General features: G+C 40.8%; 15 protein-coding genes. 8 read left to right on the top strand and 7 right to left on the bottom strand.

Translation table 11 applies throughout. The features are described 5' to 3' along the window. Window positions 1-263 precede the first annotated feature (263 nt). The 4 genes from Q4574_RS17200 to lysC all read left to right on the top strand — a co-directional run bounded on the left by Q4574_RS17200 (window position 264) and on the right by lysC (window position 2,933). Window positions 264-485 carry a hypothetical protein gene (locus Q4574_RS17200; RefSeq protein ID WP_303475768.1) on the top strand — a complete coding sequence of 74 codons (222 nt, stop codon included), beginning with the start codon at window positions 264-266 and terminating at the stop codon, window positions 483-485. Next, on the top strand, window positions 470-919 hold the full coding sequence (locus tag Q4574_RS17195) for a DUF192 domain-containing protein (protein ID WP_303475765.1): 450 nt from the start codon (window positions 470-472) through the stop codon (window positions 917-919). Before Q4574_RS17200 ends, Q4574_RS17195 begins: the two co-directional genes overlap by 16 nt. 60 nt (window positions 920-979) lie before the next feature. Beyond that, complete coding sequence (locus Q4574_RS17190; RefSeq protein WP_303475762.1) at window positions 980-1,363, top strand: GFA family protein; 384 nt, start codon at window positions 980-982, stop codon at window positions 1,361-1,363. Window positions 1,364-1,580: 217 nt separating this feature from the next. Then, window positions 1,581-2,933 carry a lysine-sensitive aspartokinase 3 gene (lysC, locus tag Q4574_RS17185; protein WP_303475759.1) on the top strand — a complete coding sequence of 451 codons (1,353 nt, stop codon included), beginning with the start codon at window positions 1,581-1,583 and terminating at the stop codon, window positions 2,931-2,933. A 100-nt stretch (window positions 2,934-3,033) separates the two neighbouring features. On the opposite strand, the gene Q4574_RS17180 is transcribed toward lysC, so the two are convergent. The 7 genes from Q4574_RS17180 to lptD form a co-directional block, all read right to left on the bottom strand. Further along, the gene (locus Q4574_RS17180; RefSeq protein ID WP_303475756.1) at window positions 3,034-5,058 is read right to left on the bottom strand and encodes a methyl-accepting chemotaxis protein; all 2,025 of its coding nucleotides are present in this window, start codon (window positions 5,056-5,058) and stop codon (window positions 3,034-3,036) included. A gap of 365 nt (window positions 5,059-5,423) precedes the next feature. Then, complete coding sequence (locus Q4574_RS17175; RefSeq protein ID WP_303475753.1) at window positions 5,424-6,248, bottom strand: symmetrical bis(5'-nucleosyl)-tetraphosphatase; 825 nt, start codon at window positions 6,246-6,248, stop codon at window positions 5,424-5,426. A 27-nt stretch (window positions 6,249-6,275) separates the two neighbouring features. Then, the gene (gene apaG, locus Q4574_RS17170; protein ID WP_303475750.1) at window positions 6,276-6,653 is read right to left on the bottom strand and encodes a Co2+/Mg2+ efflux protein ApaG; all 378 of its coding nucleotides are present in this window, start codon (window positions 6,651-6,653) and stop codon (window positions 6,276-6,278) included. Beyond that, a complete protein-coding gene (gene rsmA / locus Q4574_RS17165; RefSeq protein WP_303475747.1) occupies window positions 6,653-7,462 on the bottom strand; it encodes a 16S rRNA (adenine(1518)-N(6)/adenine(1519)-N(6))-dimethyltransferase RsmA in 810 nt (269 codons plus the stop codon). Before rsmA ends, apaG begins: the two co-directional genes overlap by 1 nt. Continuing rightward, window positions 7,459-8,439 (bottom strand): 4-hydroxythreonine-4-phosphate dehydrogenase PdxA, encoded by a 981-nt coding sequence (gene pdxA, locus Q4574_RS17160; RefSeq protein WP_303475744.1) that lies wholly within the window; start codon window positions 8,437-8,439, stop codon window positions 7,459-7,461. The genes rsmA and pdxA overlap by 4 nt, the downstream gene beginning before the upstream one ends. Window positions 8,440-8,443: 4 nt before the next feature. Then, complete coding sequence (surA, locus tag Q4574_RS17155) at window positions 8,444-9,745, bottom strand: peptidylprolyl isomerase SurA (protein ID WP_303475741.1); 1,302 nt, start codon at window positions 9,743-9,745, stop codon at window positions 8,444-8,446. A 61-nt stretch (window positions 9,746-9,806) separates the two neighbouring features. After that, a complete protein-coding gene (gene lptD, locus Q4574_RS17150; RefSeq protein WP_303475739.1) occupies window positions 9,807-12,029 on the bottom strand; it encodes an LPS-assembly protein LptD in 2,223 nt (740 codons plus the stop codon). A 177-nt stretch (window positions 12,030-12,206) separates the two neighbouring features. Between lptD and Q4574_RS17145 the strand changes: the two genes are divergently transcribed. The 4 genes from Q4574_RS17145 to Q4574_RS17130 are packed head-to-tail and all read left to right on the top strand — an operon-like array spanning window position 12,207 to window position 17,425. Beyond that, window positions 12,207-13,208: an aminoglycoside phosphotransferase family protein gene (locus tag Q4574_RS17145; protein ID WP_303475737.1), complete on the top strand. Its 1,002-nt coding sequence runs from the start codon at window positions 12,207-12,209 to the stop codon at window positions 13,206-13,208. After that, entirely contained in the window at window positions 13,205-13,882 is a 678-nt protein-coding gene (murU, locus tag Q4574_RS17140) for an N-acetylmuramate alpha-1-phosphate uridylyltransferase MurU (protein WP_368411651.1), read from the top strand. The genes Q4574_RS17145 and murU overlap by 4 nt, the downstream gene beginning before the upstream one ends. A 2-nt stretch (window positions 13,883-13,884) precedes the next feature. Beyond that, window positions 13,885-14,733: a co-chaperone DjlA gene (gene djlA, locus Q4574_RS17135; protein WP_303475736.1), complete on the top strand. Its 849-nt coding sequence runs from the start codon at window positions 13,885-13,887 to the stop codon at window positions 14,731-14,733. Window position 14,734: 1 nt separating this feature from the next. Further along, complete coding sequence (locus tag Q4574_RS17130; RefSeq protein WP_303475734.1) at window positions 14,735-17,425, top strand: hypothetical protein; 2,691 nt, start codon at window positions 14,735-14,737, stop codon at window positions 17,423-17,425. Window positions 17,426-17,429 lie beyond the last annotated feature (4 nt).

Below are 17,429 nucleotides of genomic sequence, written 5' to 3'. Positions count from 1 at the left end.
TTGCATGATTAATAGTGCATAGGTATTTATTACCTGAATAAACATTTTAAAACCGAACGTAATCTTTGATTCGTTCGGTTTTTTTATGCATTCTAGTTGGCCCAAAGAGGGTTGTTTTTGGACGGCGATAAAGGTATCTCAGTTGTTTTCCTTACACAATTCACAGATGGCTCTTTGTCTATTGCATACTCCCTATGGGTGGGAACTATTTAATCAACATGGGTTCCTACATTATTGATCTTGGTAAAAAATTGGGAAAAACAATGAAGATGATTTTATTGCTGCTAGCGGCATTCAGCTTAGGCGCTTGTAGCGCAAGTTCAACTAAAGAATTTTTAGGCCACGCAGCTGCAAATGCTGCCGATACTCAGGTAGGATATAACCAACAACAGTGTTTTACAGTGAAAAGCCAGTGTGTTCAGGGACATTATGAGACCTGGGAGACAAGTGATGGCGTTGAAGGATGTTCATGCAAAAAACTATAACTAAACATGTATATGCGGCGGCCTTGTTTCTTGGCTTGTCGCTACTATCATTTGCTAGTCATGCTGTTGAGTTTGACGAAGCAAAAGTGCAGATCCGTGAAATTGCGTTGGCGGTGGAATATGCTCACTCGTTTGAACAGCGCGCCACAGGATTAATGCACAGAAAGTCTTTGTGTGATAATTGTGGCATGCTATTCAAATATTCAAGACCTCGTATTGCGGGTATGTGGATGAAAAACACCTTTATTCCACTCGATGTTGCCTTTATTGATGACCAAGGAAAGATTACCGACATACGAGGGATGCAACCCCATGACTTAACGTCAATTAATTCATCCACTGAGGTGCTTTATGCGCTGGAAATGAATTTAGGTTGGTTTGCAAAACACAATGTTAACGTAGGAGACATTGTAGAAGTCGCCATTCCTAAATAGCGTTAGTGTTGTTAGGTGTAATCAAGGTTTTATTCAATATTTTCATTGCGGAGGAATTCGATGAAATACAGGGGCAGTTGTCATTGTAAAGCGGTCCAGTTTGAAGTGGAGTCTGACGACCATGTTGAAGTCGAGGATTGCAATTGTTCAGTGTGTAGCAAATTTGGATTTTTGCACTTAATTGTCCCCAAACAGCACTTTAGATTAATTTGTGGTGAACAATTTTTAACTGAATATAGATTCAATACCGGCGTCGCTAAACATACCTTCTGTAAAGTCTGTGGTGCTAAACCATTTTATATCCCTCGTTCTAATCCTGATGGAGTCGACGTGAATGTGCGTTGTTTAGATAGCAAGCCTGCAAACATCACCATTGTCCCTTTCGATGGTCAAAATTGGGAAGACAACGCCGCCAAACTCGCCCACAAAAGTAAGTTGAACTAGTTGTTCTGTATGAGCTCGTTTCCTGACTGACTTCCATTTGCAGACATTGAGATATTTATAAGTTGATTTTTGAATTATTATTTGAAATTAATAAATAACTATTCAGTTAAAAAATGCATATTCAATACAAAACTAATCGAAGGAAATTGCAATTTATTGCTTTTAAATATGTGTATATCTGGTAATTTACAGCGATTATTTTCAAAGAGGATCAAGCGTGACAATTCCTGACCTTAATATCGCCAAGTTTGGTGGCACAAGTGTGGCAAATTATGCCGCAATGCAAAACTGCGCAAAGATTATCGCAGCTAATCCATCTACCCGGGTGGTGGTAGTGAGTGCGTCTGCGGGGGTAACGAACCATTTAGTTAGTCTCGCTAATACGGCGTTAACTCACGCACAAATAGCCAATACTATAGAGCACATCAAAACCATTGAAAATGCAATTGTCGCTGAGCTTGCACAGCCCCAGCAAGTCACGGAGAAATTGAACTCGTTATTTGATGCAATGGAAAAAGTAGCTTATCACGAAGAACTGTTACATCGGGATGATTTGAAAGACAAATTACTGTCTTTTGGTGAACGTATGTCATCTTTATTGATTACAGAAGTATTAAAAGAGCAGGGAGTACAAGCAGAGAATTTTGATGCCCGTAATGTGCTGCGTACAAATTCTGTGTTTGGTGAGGCGGTTCCGCAAATTGAGCAAATTAAATCCTTAGCAAGCCAAGTGATGAAGTCGGAACTATCACAAAAAGTGTATGTCACTCAGGGTTTTATTGGTGCCGACGAGCAAGGCAGAACAACCACATTAGGCCGCGGCGGAAGTGATTTTAGTGCTGCACTTCTGGCTGAAGCTTTGGATGCGGTTAGTTGCGAAATTTGGACGGATGTGGTCGGCGTATTCACCACAGATCCTCGCATCACTGATGCTGCTCGACCGTTACCAGAATTGAGCTTCGATGAAGCGGCCGAAATGGCTAACTTTGGGGCAAAAGTACTGCATCCCGCGACGATGGAGCCAGCCTTACGTAAAAACATTAAAGTGTTTGTTGGTTCAAGTAAAGAGCCGGAAAAAGGTGGAACCTGGATTGTCAGAGACTGTGATAATGAACCTCCTTATCGGGCTATTACACGTCGTAAACAACAAGTAATGGTGACGGTAAAAACCCCAAAAATGATGCATGCTCAAGGTTTCTTGCAGCAAGTATTTACGATCATCGCTAAGCACAGTTTAAGTGTTGACTTGGTCACCACATCTGAAATCGCAGTGTCATTTACATTGGATAATCCGACTAATTCAGTTGCCGAAAAGCTGAATCGCGAAACCCTTGATGAGTTGCGAGATTTCTGTGAAGTGGTGGTTGAGAGCGATTATGATCTAGTCACCGTAGTGGGTAACAATATGCATAGTGCTGCCGGTGTTTCAGCCAAAATATTTTCATCGGTGAGGGATTATAACTTGCGCATGATTTGTTATGGCGCCAACCCCCACAATATGTCATTTTTAGTCCATCAAGATGACAGTACTGAGATTGTCAAAGAACTGCACCGTTCGCTGTTCGAATAAGCTCAATCCATTTATCAATTTCCATAAAAAACGCTGCTTCTTAAAGCAGCGTTTTGGTTTCTATGAAGACTGTCTATTCAATGTTCTACTTTAGTGTTATTTACACTCTAAATTGTTGAATAGATGCTTGCAATTCTTCTGCTAAGCGCGCGACTTCTTCACTTGATTCAGCCGTTTGTTGAGCCCCCGTTGACGTTTCCTCTGCAATGCCCACAATATTCTCTAATTTCTCACTGATCTCTTGTGACACGACATTTTGCTCTCTGGCTGATTGCTCTATCTGACTGCTCACATCATGGGCTCTATGCACTGCTTCTGTAATTAAGTCTAGGGCTTGAGTGGCTTTTTCTGTTTCATCAACACACACTGTGGCTTGTTCTTTGCCCTGGTTCATCACCATCACAGCTTTTTCCGCGCCAGCTTGCAGCACTTCTATCATGTCATTTATTTCTTGCGTTGATTTTTGCGTTCTGCTGGCCAGAGTTCGCACTTCATCTGCTACCACGGCAAACCCTCTACCATGTTCTCCGGCGCGAGCCGCTTCTATGGCAGCGTTTAGTGCTAAAAGGTTAGTTTGGTCAGCTACTCCGCGGATAACGTCCAAAATCCCGCCGATACTCGCGCTATCTTGGTGAAGTTTATTAATGACGTTTGCAGCGTCATCTACATCAATCGCCAGCTTTTCAATGGTCATCTTATTGTTTAAAGAAATACCTTTGACTTTTTCCGCTTCTTTATCGGCGTGACGAATTTGGTTCAAGGTATCTTCCGCGCTTTGGGTAACCATTTGAGACGTACTGTGCATTTCAGTAGTTGCCGTTGCCACTTGAGCAACTTGAGATTTCTGATTCTGAATGGAATGAGTGGTTTGGGCGGTTACCGTCGAGGTTTGCTCAGATGCAGCGGCAAGTTGAGAGGCGCGTGTACTTATTCCACTTATTAAGGTTTTGAGGCTATCGATTAGGTTATTTACACTAGTTGCCAACTCCCCAAACTCATCATCGGAGCTATCGTCTAATTTGCGGGTTAAATCACCTGAAGAGACAACATGTAATACGTCATTGACCTTCCCTAAGGGCACGGTAATGGCTCTTACGCTAGCCCATGCTATCCAGGCTGCTAATACCGCTGAGACAATAGTTAAGACTATGATGATAGTTGTTGCTAAGGATACACGATTGGCCACTTGCTCTTTCATTGCGTTGGTTTTTTCGTCAGCAACTTTCAATAGCGCATTTAATTCTGCAATGGCTTCTTGAATATTTTGTTCTGAAGCATTCAACGCTTCTGCAGATTTTATTTGATTGTTTAAGCGCGTAATTTGCGTGTTTAACAAGCCATCAGAAGCGGTTACCGAACTAATGACAGAATTCACTAAATTAGTGATTTCTTGCATAGTGCCACTGTCATCACGGTTGCCCACCAATGATTGCATTTCTCCTAACTGTTTAGATATTTGTGCAATAACTAACTCTACTTCGTTACCAATAGTGTCGGCGCGAACCAAGTTTTCAGTCTTAATGTAGTCTGCACTGACAGTTAAGAGCGACAGTAATGAGGTTTCTAAGTTACTTCCTATTTCTGCAGCTTTACTCAATTGGTCATCATTTTGAACACTTTCTAAATCGGCAAAATCAAGCAATAAGGTGGATGAGTCATCTGAATTATCTTCAACTGTTTCAACTATTTCCTCTAACCGGGCTCCTTCGTCTAAATAGGCCTTACGGTTTTCAAACATGTTAGTTACGTTGCTATTGTATTGCTGATAAATACCATCAACATTTTGCACCGCTTGACTAAACCTAGGGTCCTTACTAACTTTACTTTTAACCATAGAGACTTCATTTTTGAAGTTAGATTCACTAACCAGCAAGTTCTCCAATTGACTATTTAAGGCATCAGAATCTGTTTCATAAAATCCCGCTACAGTAAGCCTACCCATATTCAAAAAAGAAATTTTAAGTTGATTACTGGCATTTAAGGTGGGAATGGCTAATGTATTCACTTCGTCAGTTGCCGAATCAATGGAATTAAAGTTTATTAGCGAAGAAATACCGATTACCAGAAGTAGAACAGAAATAACGGCAAACCCGCCTATTACCCTTAATGCGACTGATATTTTCATTTAGATATTCCTCTGGTTTCGTGATCTTATTATTATTGTGTTCGCACAGATCATACTTTTAACAATTGCGATTTTAGTGTGCCAAACTTTGATATAAAAGTCATAAATTACTTAACTATGCAAATCAGTTTATCACTGGTTTTGACTAAACATAATGACTTTATGAGTTGATACGTACATAAAACGATGACTAAGTATATTTCTCAAATCCGTTTTAATAAGCGCTGTTAACTGTTTTTCAATTATCAATAATAGTTAAATTCTAAGCATCTTGTATTAACTTACTGAATTGATTAGTAAATTAAACTCTATTTCAATTTATCGACATAATGTTCTGTTTCTTTAGAAAGGAATTATGAGGGGGATTAAGTGAATGGATTCGTCTCATTTTGAACGCTAAATTTCTGTTCGTTTTCAATGCAATATAAAGTCATGGTGTTGCCCCAAACATAACCTGTATCTAGGGCAACATATTGATTAGATTGGGTTTGCCCCATTAACGTTGCCCAGTGACCGAAAATAATACGTTGATTCTTATTGATATTCTCATTTGGAACTTCAAACCAAGGTTTCAAAGAGCTGTTCTGTTTAGTCGGTGAACATTTTGTCTCAAATTCCAAAATAGCCGATTTTTTCAAGTATCGCATACGGGTAAAGGCATTGATGATAAACCGTAATCGCTGTGTATGCTTTAATTGTTCATCCCAACGATCAGGCTTAGCGCCATACATGGATGCTAACAAACTTAAGTAATCTGGGCCTGCTAGAATAGTGCTAACTTCATCGCTTAACTCTATTGCTTGTTTAAATGACCATTGGGGATATAAGCCAGCATGGCTCAATAAGGTATCTTTGTTGATGCGTAAAGCCAAAGGCTTTTTTCTCAGCCAGTTAGCCAATTCTTCAGCGTGTTCTGATTGTAATAGTGGACCTAAAAAATCGCTGCGTTTCGCCTTTTTCAATTGCCCTAATATGGCAAGAAAATGTAAGTCGTGGTTGCCCAAAACCGTTTCAAAAGCTCCACCAAGGGATTTTAAGAATAGCAGGGTGTTAAGTGAATCAGGCCCTCTGGCGACAAGATCACCTACGGCCCATAATTTATCATGGTTTGGGTCAAACTGTATTTTATCCAATAATTGCCGTAAACCCGAATAGCAACCTTGAATATCACCCACGACATAATTAGACATATAATTTGTATAAAGTTTGAATGATGATTAATTAAGAACGTTGCTATCAGCTAGCCTAAATACTTTTATGGGTACTTTGAGCAGCTCATCATTTTCAGCACATTTGAATTCATAGTGGCCTTGCATAGTCCCTACGGGAGTGTCTAAAATGGCACCGCTGGTATATTGGTAAGATTCTCCGGGTTTTATTAACGGCTGCTCGCCCACCACGCCCTTACCAGCAACTTCTGATTTGTCACCATTTCCATCCGTAATGAGCCAGTAACGGTTGCGCAGCGTCACTTCATCTTTACTATTGTTAGTGATGGTTATTTTATATGCAAAGGCATATTTTTCCTCGGTTTCTGGAAATCTATCTTCAAGATATTGAGTTTGCACATCGATGCTAATATCGTTAGCGTCCATTATTCTAAAGTTCCTTGTTGAGAGAGGAAGTTGGCTACAGTTGCAAAATCAGCAAGACTTAGGTTTTCTGCTCTTAGTTCCGGATTAATTCCCAGGTCTTCAAGTTGTTTTTCTTCTATCAATTTTTTCAAACTATTGCGAATGGTTTTTCTGCGCTGATTAAACGCTTGAGCGCAGACTTGATTCAACATTTTTTGTTCAATTACTTGTACTGGCTTTTCGCTATGCGGTAATAATCTTACCACCGCTGAATCAACCTTTGGTGGCGGGTTAAACGCTCCTGGCGGTACATGCAAAACAGGTATCACTTGGCAGTGATATTGTGCCATGACAGATAACCTACCGTAGTTCTTTTCACCCGCTTTAGCGGCTAATCTATTCACTACTTCTTTTTGCAGCATAAAGTGCATGTCTTTAATTTTATTTGCAAAAGAGAATAGATGGAACATCAAAGGCGTGGAAATATTGTAGGGTAAATTGCCAAAAACCCGCAGAGGATTTTGCTCATCACCTAATTCAGAGAAATCAAATTTTAAAGCATCTGCTTCTATTACATTCAATTTTTTCGAAATGAATGGGTGAGATCTCAGTCTATCCGCCAAGTCTCGGTCTAATTCGACAACGTTAAGTTTACTTATATGCTCACACACAGGTTCGGTTAAAGCGGCTAAACCCGGACCTATCTCAACTAAGTTTTCTCCATCGACGGGATGAATCGCAGAGACTATTTGATCAATTATATAGGCATCGTGAAGGAAGTTTTGACCAAAACGTTTACGCGCAGTATGGCCTAAATGTTGTTTACTCATATACGTTTTACTGCCAATTTTAGGGCGTCATTGATGGCACATTCGAAGCTTCCTGGATTGGCTTCGCCTTTTCCAGCCAAATCTAATGCCGTTCCATGGTCAACTGATGTACGAATAAAGGGTAGGCCTAAGGTGGTATTAACCGACTTACCAAAGCCTTTGTATTTTAACACTGGCAACCCTTGGTCATGGAACATGGTCAGAATAACGTCAGCTTGCTGCATATACTTTTCTTGAAACATAGTGTCTGCTGGTAAAGGACCCGTTATCTTCAGCCCTTGCTCACGTAACTCATCTAATGCAGGTATAATTATATCGATTTCTTCGCGCCCTAAATGTCCATCTTCACCTGCATGGGGGTTTAGACCACATACAAAAATATGCGGCGTGGGTATGCCAAATTTAAGCTTCATATCGGTATGCACAATGTGCAACACTTTATGTAACCTTTCACGGGTTATCGCCTTTGCCACATAAGCTAACGGGATATGAGTAGTGGCTAATACAACTCGCAAGCCTTCTGTGGATAACATCATAACCACGTCTTGGGTGTTTGATTGGCTGGCAAAATACTCGGTATGCCCACTGAAGGAAATACCAGCCTCGTTAATAATGCCTTTATTCACCGGACCTGTGACAACCGCGTCAAACTCTTGATTCATGTTTTTGGCGCAGGCCTGGCGTAAGGTCTCCACAACATATAAGCCGTTTTTAGCATCGAGTTGACCAGCAACGACTTTTACTTTTGTCGGAATATCAATGATGTATAGTTGCCCTGGCCCTTGCACCTGGGCAACACCATTTTCATAATCAAGCAACGTCAAAGGCAGATCAAGCATTGCTGCTCGTTCAGTTAACATGTTCCGGTCAGCAAATACGACTAATTGAGCGTCCCACTTTTTTTGTGCTAGCTGAATAATAAGGTCAGGACCAACTCCCGCGGGTTCTCCTGGCGTGATGGCTATTTTAAAGGGCAATTATTTAACTTCCTAATTCAGATGAGGTCTCTAACACTTCGATATAAGCAGCATCGCGCATCTCTCTCAACCAAGCATCGGTTTCTTCAGTAAATTTACGATTAAAAATAAGCTGATAAGCTTTGTCTTCTTTGCGCTTGTCGGTGGCATCATCAACTCGCTTATCGATCAGCTGCACTAAGTGCCAGCCATGTGAAGAGCGAAACGGTTGACCAATTTCATCCTTTTCTAATTTACTTAAGGCATCTTTAAACGCGGGTACATAGATATTAGGGTCATTCCAGCCTAATTCGCCCCCTTTAATTGCCGAACCCGGGTCGGCAGAGTGCTCTTTCGCAAGGTCTTCAAAAGTCGCTTCGCCGTCAATAATTTGTTTACGGAATTCTTCTAGTTTTTCCTTGGCTTTTTCATCACTTAATATTACCGAAGGTTTAATCAGTATATGTCTGGCATTTACTTCTTGTACTTTTACAACTTCGATACCACGTAAATCTTTCACTTTTAAAATATGAAATCCAGCTCCACTTCGAATCGGCCCAACAATTTCATCTTTGCCTTTATCTTGCACGGCTTCTGCAAAAAGAGTGGGCATGGAGTTGATATTCATCCAACCTAAATCACCGCCCTCTAGCGCCTTAGAACCCGACGATGAAGCGATTGCAATTCGTGTGAAATCAGAACCACTGTTGAGTAGTTCTAATACTTTATCTGCGGTTGATTTCGCTTTGGCAATATCTTCATCTGTAGGCTGGGGAGGAAAGCCAATTAATATATGTCCCAAGTTGTATTCCGCTTGCTCCGCACCTTGCTCATCAATTAACTTCACTAAGTTCTCAATTTCTTGCGGTGTGATATAAACTCTTCTACGTACGTTTGCACGTCGCACTTCTTGGGTGATCAACTCTTTACGAATGTCTTCACGGTAGACTTCAAAAGGAATCCCATCTTTGGCAATGGCGGCTCTGAATTGATCCATTGATAAATTATTATTCGCTGCAATCCCCGCGATGGTTTGATCGAGCTGAGGATCGCTTATTTGTATCCCCATTTTTTCAGCCATTTGGGTTTGCAAATTATCTGTGACTAATTTTTCAATGGCTTGGGTGCGCAGGGCGCGATCTGAAGGTAGAGTTTGATTGTTGGTTTCTGCATTGCGCTTCACCTGTCCAACCAAAGCATCTATTTCACTTTCTAAAATGACTCCTTGATCAACAATAACGGCTACTTTATCTAGTGAAACCTGTTGTGCCACACTTTGAAAGCTAAGAAGTGTGGTTAAAGCTATAACGACGACTAATAATTTCATGTTTATTACTTTTACTCAAAACGTTGTGAAAATGTCCGCAATTTGGACATTATATCTGTTATTAATTTATCAGGTAAGATTGGCGATAACCAAAAAGACCATCTTCGAGCATATCTCGGCGACTCGAGCTAGCTTCGCCACCGGTAAATTTAAAGCTAAATTTCAAATTAACACTGGTCTCAAATTCCTGTGTATCTTGTATTCCACTGTCATCAAACCGGTTGCTTAAGTATCGCTGGCCAACAATGCTGACTGCCCAACAACATGACTCGTACTGAATACCGGTATAGGTTTCAATGGTACGTTGGGTGTTCAAATCTTTATACCATCTACCTACCCAGTGCCAATTTTTAGCCAATGGCCAACTTGCCGTCACACCCATTTGATCGATTTTTTCGCCGGATAAATTACGCACAAATCTGTGATTCAACTGAAATATTTTATCTTCACTTAATTGATATTCCAATGAAATACTGCTGCGCTCTACTTTATCAGTTTTAGTGGCAATCTGTATTTCTGAATGGGCAAACCATTTACTGCCTATTTTCCAATCTAATTCAGAAGCTAGGGCAGATTGATCTTCATCTTTACTGGCTGCGACTACACGGTTCTCTTTGAGATAGAAAATTTGACCTAAACTAAGGGCAAATTGTTCCCGACTATTTTCATCTAATATTCTTGTTGTTAACCCCACGGTCACCTGATTGTTATCACTAATTCGGTCTAGGCCAGTAAATTCCTGTCCACGAAATAACCCATTAAAGTCATTTAAAAGGCGAGTTGTATCATAAAGCCCTATATCATTCTGGTCTTCGTAACTGGTATATAAGTATTGAATTTTAGGTTCTAAGGTTTGTCTTAATTCGTTATCGAACCACTCAATATCCTTTTCGAAATGTAAAGCGCCATAAACCCGACCTTGGGTCAAAGAGCGATTAGTGCGCTTTGCCAGCTCAGTTCCTTCAATGTTATCTTGACGATAATAGGTATTCAATAAAGTGGCTTCTGCTAAAAACTCCCCCCAATGGGCCTGCAAAGGCAAGGCGACGCTTGGAGCTAAATGTAATCGCGTTGCTTTGGGTAAGTCTGACTGCTTATTTTCAAAATAAGCAAGTTCTGAATTAATTCGAAATTCTAATCCAGCAAACATATCCGTTTGATAATTCAGTTTTAGCTCAGGTAGTGCGCGATAATTGGTTGGATGATCACCAATAATTTCAAAATCTCTCACGTGAAGGGAGAAATCTAACTTATCGCTGTAATAATTCAGGGCCATTGTTTGGTATAAGTGGGTGTCTGCTCGATTATAAAAATCTGAGCCAAAGTCCACAATATAGTTATCGTCACTCAACGCATTGTAATCAATGTTTAAGTGCCAATTGTTTCCGATGCTGGTGGAATTCAACAGTCGATAAAAGTATCTGGCATCACTATCACCGGTACTTTTATCATCATCCAAATATTCGATATTGACTTGTCCAGTACTTTGCTCAGTTAGATAGCGAAATTCGGTTTTTAACATTACCCCAAGGTCAGTCATGACCCGAGGTGAAAAGGTAGCGTCGTAATTTTCCGCAATATTCCAGTAGAACGGTTGTTCGTAATCTAATCCCGTTGTGCTAGAGGTGGTGATCTCTGGAAATAATAATCCGGTTTGTCGTTGGTCCGACACCGGAAAAACAAAATAGGGTAGATAAAAAACAGGAATGTCTTTCAAGTAAAAGACAGTGTTAATCGCTTCTCCCCACAAAGCATCTTCTTCAATTTTGATGCTGCTAGCATTTATTTTCCAATCTTCATCACCTTCCGGGCAGGTTGTGTAGCTGACATCAGTTAACTCAATTCCCACTTGCTCATCAATATCGATTACCCCGGCGGCACCTCTGCCTCCGAATTGGCGTAAGTGATATTCGGTGTTATTCATGGACAATTGACCCGAGGTTGTGTTTAACCGAACATCGCTGCTTTGCACGACCATTAAATTGTCGTTATAACTCACATCCCCAGAGGCCTTTAATTCTGTATTATCTTTGTCTATGGTTGCATTGTCGGCCAGAATACGGGCTTTTTCGTTATCAATGACGATATCGCCCTCGAATGTTGCATACCGGTTTTGTTTAATTTCAGCGCGGTTGGCTTTGACTCTAATTTGATCGGCTAAAATAGATTGGTCAGCAATAAACTCTTGTGTATTAACTTTACAAGAAGATATTGGCTGTACTTGAGCTGCAACACTCCCAACGGTGCATGTTAGGAGGATAGAAGTGATATGGTTAATTTGCATACAGGGTCTAAGTTAAATTGCCATGTAGAGGTCGATAATCGACATTAAAAGTGTAAATTTTAAGTACTTGAACACGATTTACTAATAAACTTCCCAAAAAATACACCACAATGGATTTCCTTTGATCTATTATGCTTTCGCATTGGCTATATTTATACCACAAATATGAGGTAAAACGTGACACAAATAGTGCAAATTAAGCAGGCATTGTTAGAATGGATAAATTCTTCCACCGCGTTTAAATGCCAGAACATAGAAATGATTTTTGGTGATGCAAGTTTTCGTCGCTATTTTCGATTTTGGGATGAAGTCAGTCATACCTCAATTATTGCGGTAGATGCTCCACCAGAATTCGAAGATAGCTCAAAATTTGTCAATCTTGCCAATGCCTATTTCCAACATCAAGTTATAGTGCCCAAAGTGCTAGCGCATGATCCCAAACGCGGTTTCTATTGCTTACAAGACTTTGGCGATATGCAATTCAGCCAAGGATTAAATTTGGATTCGATGCATCCACTATATACTCAAGCACTTAATCAAATTCCTGCAATTCAATCCTGTACGGTGACCAACGGCCAACCTTTACCTTTGTACGATAACGAGTTGCTAGGAAAAGAAAAGTACATTTTTACCCACTGGTTAATTGAGGTGCATTTAAACATCAAGCTAACAAAAAACCAACAGGATACAGTGGATAAATGCTATGAATTTTTGCATCAAACATTTAAATCTCAACCGCAAGTAGGGGTGCATAGAGATTTCCATAGTCGTAATTTGATGTTATTGGACAATGGCGATATTGGCGTGATTGATTTTCAAGATGCGGTGATTGGCCCTATTACTTATGATGCGGTATCGTTATTAAGAGATTGCTATCAAAAATGGCCCAGGGAATTAGTCGATTCTTTACTACGTGAGTTTCACCAGCGTTTTTATGGGCAATATCAATGGCAAGATTTCTCCCGTTGGTTTGATCTTACAGGCTTACAACGACACCTTAAAGCGAGTGGAATTTTTTGTCGACTTTTCCACCGCGATGGCAAAAATGACTATTTAACGCATATTCCACGAACCTTAGAATATATTCTCGAGGTGGGGAGCCAGTATGCAGAGTTAACAGACCTGGTTGCACTAATAGAAAACACAATTAAACCTAAATTATTGGAGTTATCTAAGTGAAAGTCGCGATGATTTTGGCTGCGGGCAGAGGTGAGCGAATGCGGCCGCTTACGGATACGACTCCTAAACCTTTGTTAAAGGTTAGAGGGAAAGCGTTAATCGAACTTCACTTGGAAAAGTTAGCCGCTGCTGGCTTTGAGCATGTGGTCATCAATCATGCCTGGTTGGGTGAGCAAATTGAACACTATCTAGGCAGTGGCGAGCGTTACAATCTGCATATTCATTACTCAGCAGAAACTGACGCACTGGAAACTGCCGGTGGAATAATCAACGCATTGCCAATCATTAAAGCCTGTTTGCGTGAACAGCGTTACTTTGCAGTGATAAATGGGGATGTTTACTCTGATTTTGAGTTTAGTTGTCTACCCGATGGGTTAAATGGCAGCAAAGGCCATTTGGTTTTAGTCGATAACCCCCCACATAACGTAAAGGGCGACTTTAGTTTAAATGAAAACACCGTTGTGCGTCAGTCACCAAAACAATTCACTTTTAGCGGAATAGCTGTTTATGATGTGAATTTATTCGCTAACCTTGAAGGGCGTAAATCATCATTGGCCCCGCTTCTTTTTGACTTAGCAGATAAAGGCCAACTTTCAGGTCAGCATCATTCTGGTATTTGGTTTGATATAGGTACACCACAACGTTTAGCACAAATTAATAATATGGAAGGGTAATAATGCCGATTTGGGGAAGAGTGTTAGGAACTGTCTTTGGGTTTATGTTCCGAGGCCCGATAGGAGCACTAATTGGATATATCATAGGCCACTTTTTTGATAAGGGATACAGTCGCGATTTCAATCAGATGGGAGGCTTCAGTCGGTTTTTTACCAGTCAAGATGAACTGAAATCCCAAGCGATATTTTTTCATGCGTTATTTTCCCTTATGGGGCACATCGCTAAAGCTGATGGCCAAGTGACGGATTCTGAAATTCGCATGGCCACGGCCCTGATGGATCAAATGAATCTACAAGGGGATACTCGCAAGGAAGCGCAACAAGCTTTTCGTGAAGGTAAAGCAAATGACTTTCCAGTGGAAGAGGTGTTGCGCGAGTTTAAAGCGTCTTGTCATGGTCGCCGAGATGTCTTACAAGTCTTCTTAGAGATTCTCATTCAAGCGGCCTTTGTGGATGGCAAATTAGATAAAAAAGAACAGCATGTATTGGAAAGTGCAGCCCGTCATTTAGGTTTTAAAGAGCATGAGTTTCTGTATTTACTTTCCATGTATGAAGCGGAAATACGTTTCCGTACGGGGCAAGCAGGCGGTAGCCGTGGTCGCACTCATTCTCAGCAACCTCATTATTCCCAACAACAATCGTTAGCGGATGCTTATAAAATATTAGGGGTGAATGAAAACGACGACGGACGGACGATCAAAAAGGCGTATCGCAAACTGATGACCGAATATCACCCTGATAAACTGGTGTCTAAAGGCCTACCGAAACAAGCTATTGAAATAGCAAAAAATAAGGCCCAGGATATACAATCGGCTTATGATTTGATTAAACAAGTCAAAGGGTTCAAATGATATGAAACAGCCTTGGGTGTTTTTTTTGCAAGTTATATCTTCCATCTTACTCATTGGTGGAGGACTGGCAGGATGTGCAACAACGACTACTCAACCCACACAGGTTATGGCTCCCAAGATCGTACTTGATTTCGATACCGCGAATATGAGTGAAGACAAAAAATACTGGTTACAGCAAATAAATCAGTTTTTTATGGCGGACGTTAATACGGTTATTACACCATATAATACCCAATTGGAACGTTTAAATTCTTGGCCAGAAGAGGATTTTTGTAGCCCCCAACATCAGCACGCTATCAATGAGCTTTTGGCCCTAAATAACACCAGCTTAATGGCCTATCGAATGGCACTGCATTGTGCTGATGAGGCGTTAAACGAAGAGCAAGCTCTGCAGATTAGGCATAAGATTGATCTTATCTCCGCTTTGTTGTTGCAATCAGGAAGTGGCAAAACGCCTCAAGAAGCAATCACGATTCGGGAGCTCTACGAAGCTCAAATCATCTTTAATTGGATGGGTATCAGTGTGTTTGATATGGAAATGATTCGTTTGGCGAATCAGGTTGTATTCAAAGTGCACGCAATGGATAGGATAACCTCAAAATATTCAGTCTATTATGTGGAAAACACTGAATTTTTTGCCCGTCAACAAAATCTACTTATCCCACAAAATGGAAAAAGTAAAAAGCTCGCTAAAATACAAATGGAGAATCGTTTCCAAACAGGAAGTATCGCGGCGTTTCTTTGGCAATTTAATACCTGGCTGAAGAATGACCATCCTGAGTTAGTGATTCAATCGTTGGAAAACGCTGAAAATTTAGGTGCTGTTGCTTCAGTTGCCTTGGCTAACGCGTATTTGCATGAGCAAAATTACAATGAATTCGAATTTAGAATGGACGATTTGCTAACCTTTTCAGAAAACGGCTTTTTGAATGCCAGTGCAGCACTTGGACAATATATGTTATCCATCCAAGATCCTTTCGAAATGGAAGAGGCTGCTCATCTATATCAATATAATGTTAAGACCCTAGGGGCTGAAGAAGCAACCAATGCATGGTTAGATGGGTTTTTAAATCAACCCAACCTTACCCAAGCGTTTGATTATTTATTAGCTAATTTACCTGAAGAATATTATTCGTATTGGCGTAATGCTATCAATGGCTACAACACAACATTTGGACTGATCACGCCTTTAGTTAATCAAAAGCTGACCTATTTGCTGCAACGTTTAGGGGAGAAATATCCACGGGCAAAATTAGACTACGCCCACATTTTGTTGAACGGAAACTGGAACAATCAACAAGACAGTGAAACTGGTTTGGCAATTATTGAGCAGTTGGCTGAACAAGGTTATGCAAAAGCCCAATTGGACTATGGGATCTTGTACACGTTTTCGCATTTTGGTCTCAGCAAAGATCGAGAAAAAGCAGTCTATTGGTATCAGCAAGCGGCGCAACAAGGGGAGCCTAACGCCCTGTATAACCTTGGTCTTGCTTATCGGTTTGGTCGAGGCGTTGGCCAAGATTTATCTCAAGCCATTGATTATTTTGAAAAATCCCTCGACGCCGGGTTTCAGTTGGCGGGCTGCAGATTAGGCGACATATACGCTGATGAGATAGAAAAGCGTAATTACGATTTGGCGGCATCATTTTATCAAGAGGTTATCGATGATCCCCAAAGCAACGCTCAAGAAATTGCCAGTTGTGCATATGGTTTAGCCTTCATTGAAATTGATCATCACAAAAATATTGCTCAGGGTGTGCAACGCTTTAAGCAGGCGGCTAGGTTGGGGGATAAAGATGCCTTGTTTGAGTTGGGTATCATATACCGAGAGGGTGAACTCGTTGAAAAAAACCTCCAGCAGTCCATTGCATATTACGTGCAAGCGGTCAATCGTGGCAGCTTTCGAGCCGCGGCGAATTTAGGCTATTTGTATGAGCACGGAGAAGGTGTAGACGTTGATTTAGAAAGAGCGGTTAATTTTTACCAATTCTCTGCGCGAGGAGGAAATTCAACGGGGCAAAACAACTATGCAACTTCTTTACGTTATGGCAAGGGAGTAGAAAAGGACCTCGATGAGGCAATCAATTGGTACCAAAAAGCCGCAAGCCAACGAAATGGTTTTGCGGCGGAAAATTTGGCTGATATTTATTATCTAGGAGAGCATGGCGAATCCGACTATCAACTCGCCTGTGATTACTATGAAAAAGCGGTTGAGTTCGGTTTAAGTAGTGCTCTATATGATCTTGGCTATTGCTATTTTTATGGTGAAGGTCGGGAGCAAAACATTGATAAGGGATTGCAATATTTAGAACAAAGTGCGGCAAACAACAATCAAAGTGCATTGGTTGAACTAGGTTATATATACGCAAGTGGTGAGGAGGTCGAGGTTAATCCGCAAAAGTCGGAGTCTTATTATATTATTGCCTATGGAATGCAAAATTCTGCTGCAGCGTTTGGGCTAGCGCAATTGCATGAACAGGAAAATGGACTTAAAAAAGATTTGGTGTTGTCTACAGTGTTTTATGAACAAAGCGCCAAATGGGGATCGGTAGAGGGGATGTTAGCCACAGCCAAAGCCTATATTAATGGAGTAGGCACAAAATCTGATCCTCAAAAGGCTAAGCGTTGGCTCAAAAAGGCTGTGGAAAAAGGCTCTGAAGAAGCCAAATTACTGCTTAAAAATTTACGTTAAATGG

Origin of the sequence: Aliiglaciecola sp. 3_MG-2023 (genome assembly GCF_030548205.1) — a bacterium.
Classification (GTDB): Bacteria; Pseudomonadota; Gammaproteobacteria; order Enterobacterales; family Alteromonadaceae; genus Aliiglaciecola.
This window is presented reverse-complemented; position numbering and strand designations above follow the sequence as displayed.

Excerpts from the sequence above, each read along its gene's own strand:
- Q4574_RS17200 (WP_303475768.1), top strand. The coding sequence starts at position 264 with ATGAAGATGATTTTATTGCTGCTAGCGGCATTCAGCTTAGGCGCTTGT.
- Q4574_RS17195 (WP_303475765.1), top strand. The coding sequence starts at position 470 with ATGCAAAAAACTATAACTAAACATGTATATGCGGCGGCCTTGTTTCTT.
- Q4574_RS17190 (WP_303475762.1), top strand. The coding sequence starts at position 980 with ATGAAATACAGGGGCAGTTGTCATTGTAAAGCGGTCCAGTTTGAAGTG.
- Q4574_RS17180 (WP_303475756.1), bottom strand. The coding sequence starts at position 5,058 with ATGAAAATATCAGTCGCATTAAGGGTAATAGGCGGGTTTGCCGTTATT.
- Q4574_RS17175 (WP_303475753.1), bottom strand. The coding sequence starts at position 6,248 with ATGTCTAATTATGTCGTGGGTGATATTCAAGGTTGCTATTCGGGTTTA.
- apaG (WP_303475750.1), bottom strand. The coding sequence starts at position 6,653 with ATGGACGCTAACGATATTAGCATCGATGTGCAAACTCAATATCTTGAA.
- rsmA (WP_303475747.1), bottom strand. The coding sequence starts at position 7,462 with ATGAGTAAACAACATTTAGGCCATACTGCGCGTAAACGTTTTGGTCAA.
- surA (WP_303475741.1), bottom strand. The coding sequence starts at position 9,745 with ATGAAATTATTAGTCGTCGTTATAGCTTTAACCACACTTCTTAGCTTT.
- lptD (WP_303475739.1), bottom strand. The coding sequence starts at position 12,029 with ATGCAAATTAACCATATCACTTCTATCCTCCTAACATGCACCGTTGGG.
- djlA (WP_303475736.1), top strand. The coding sequence starts at position 13,885 with ATGCCGATTTGGGGAAGAGTGTTAGGAACTGTCTTTGGGTTTATGTTC.
- Q4574_RS17130 (WP_303475734.1), top strand. The coding sequence starts at position 14,735 with ATGAAACAGCCTTGGGTGTTTTTTTTGCAAGTTATATCTTCCATCTTA.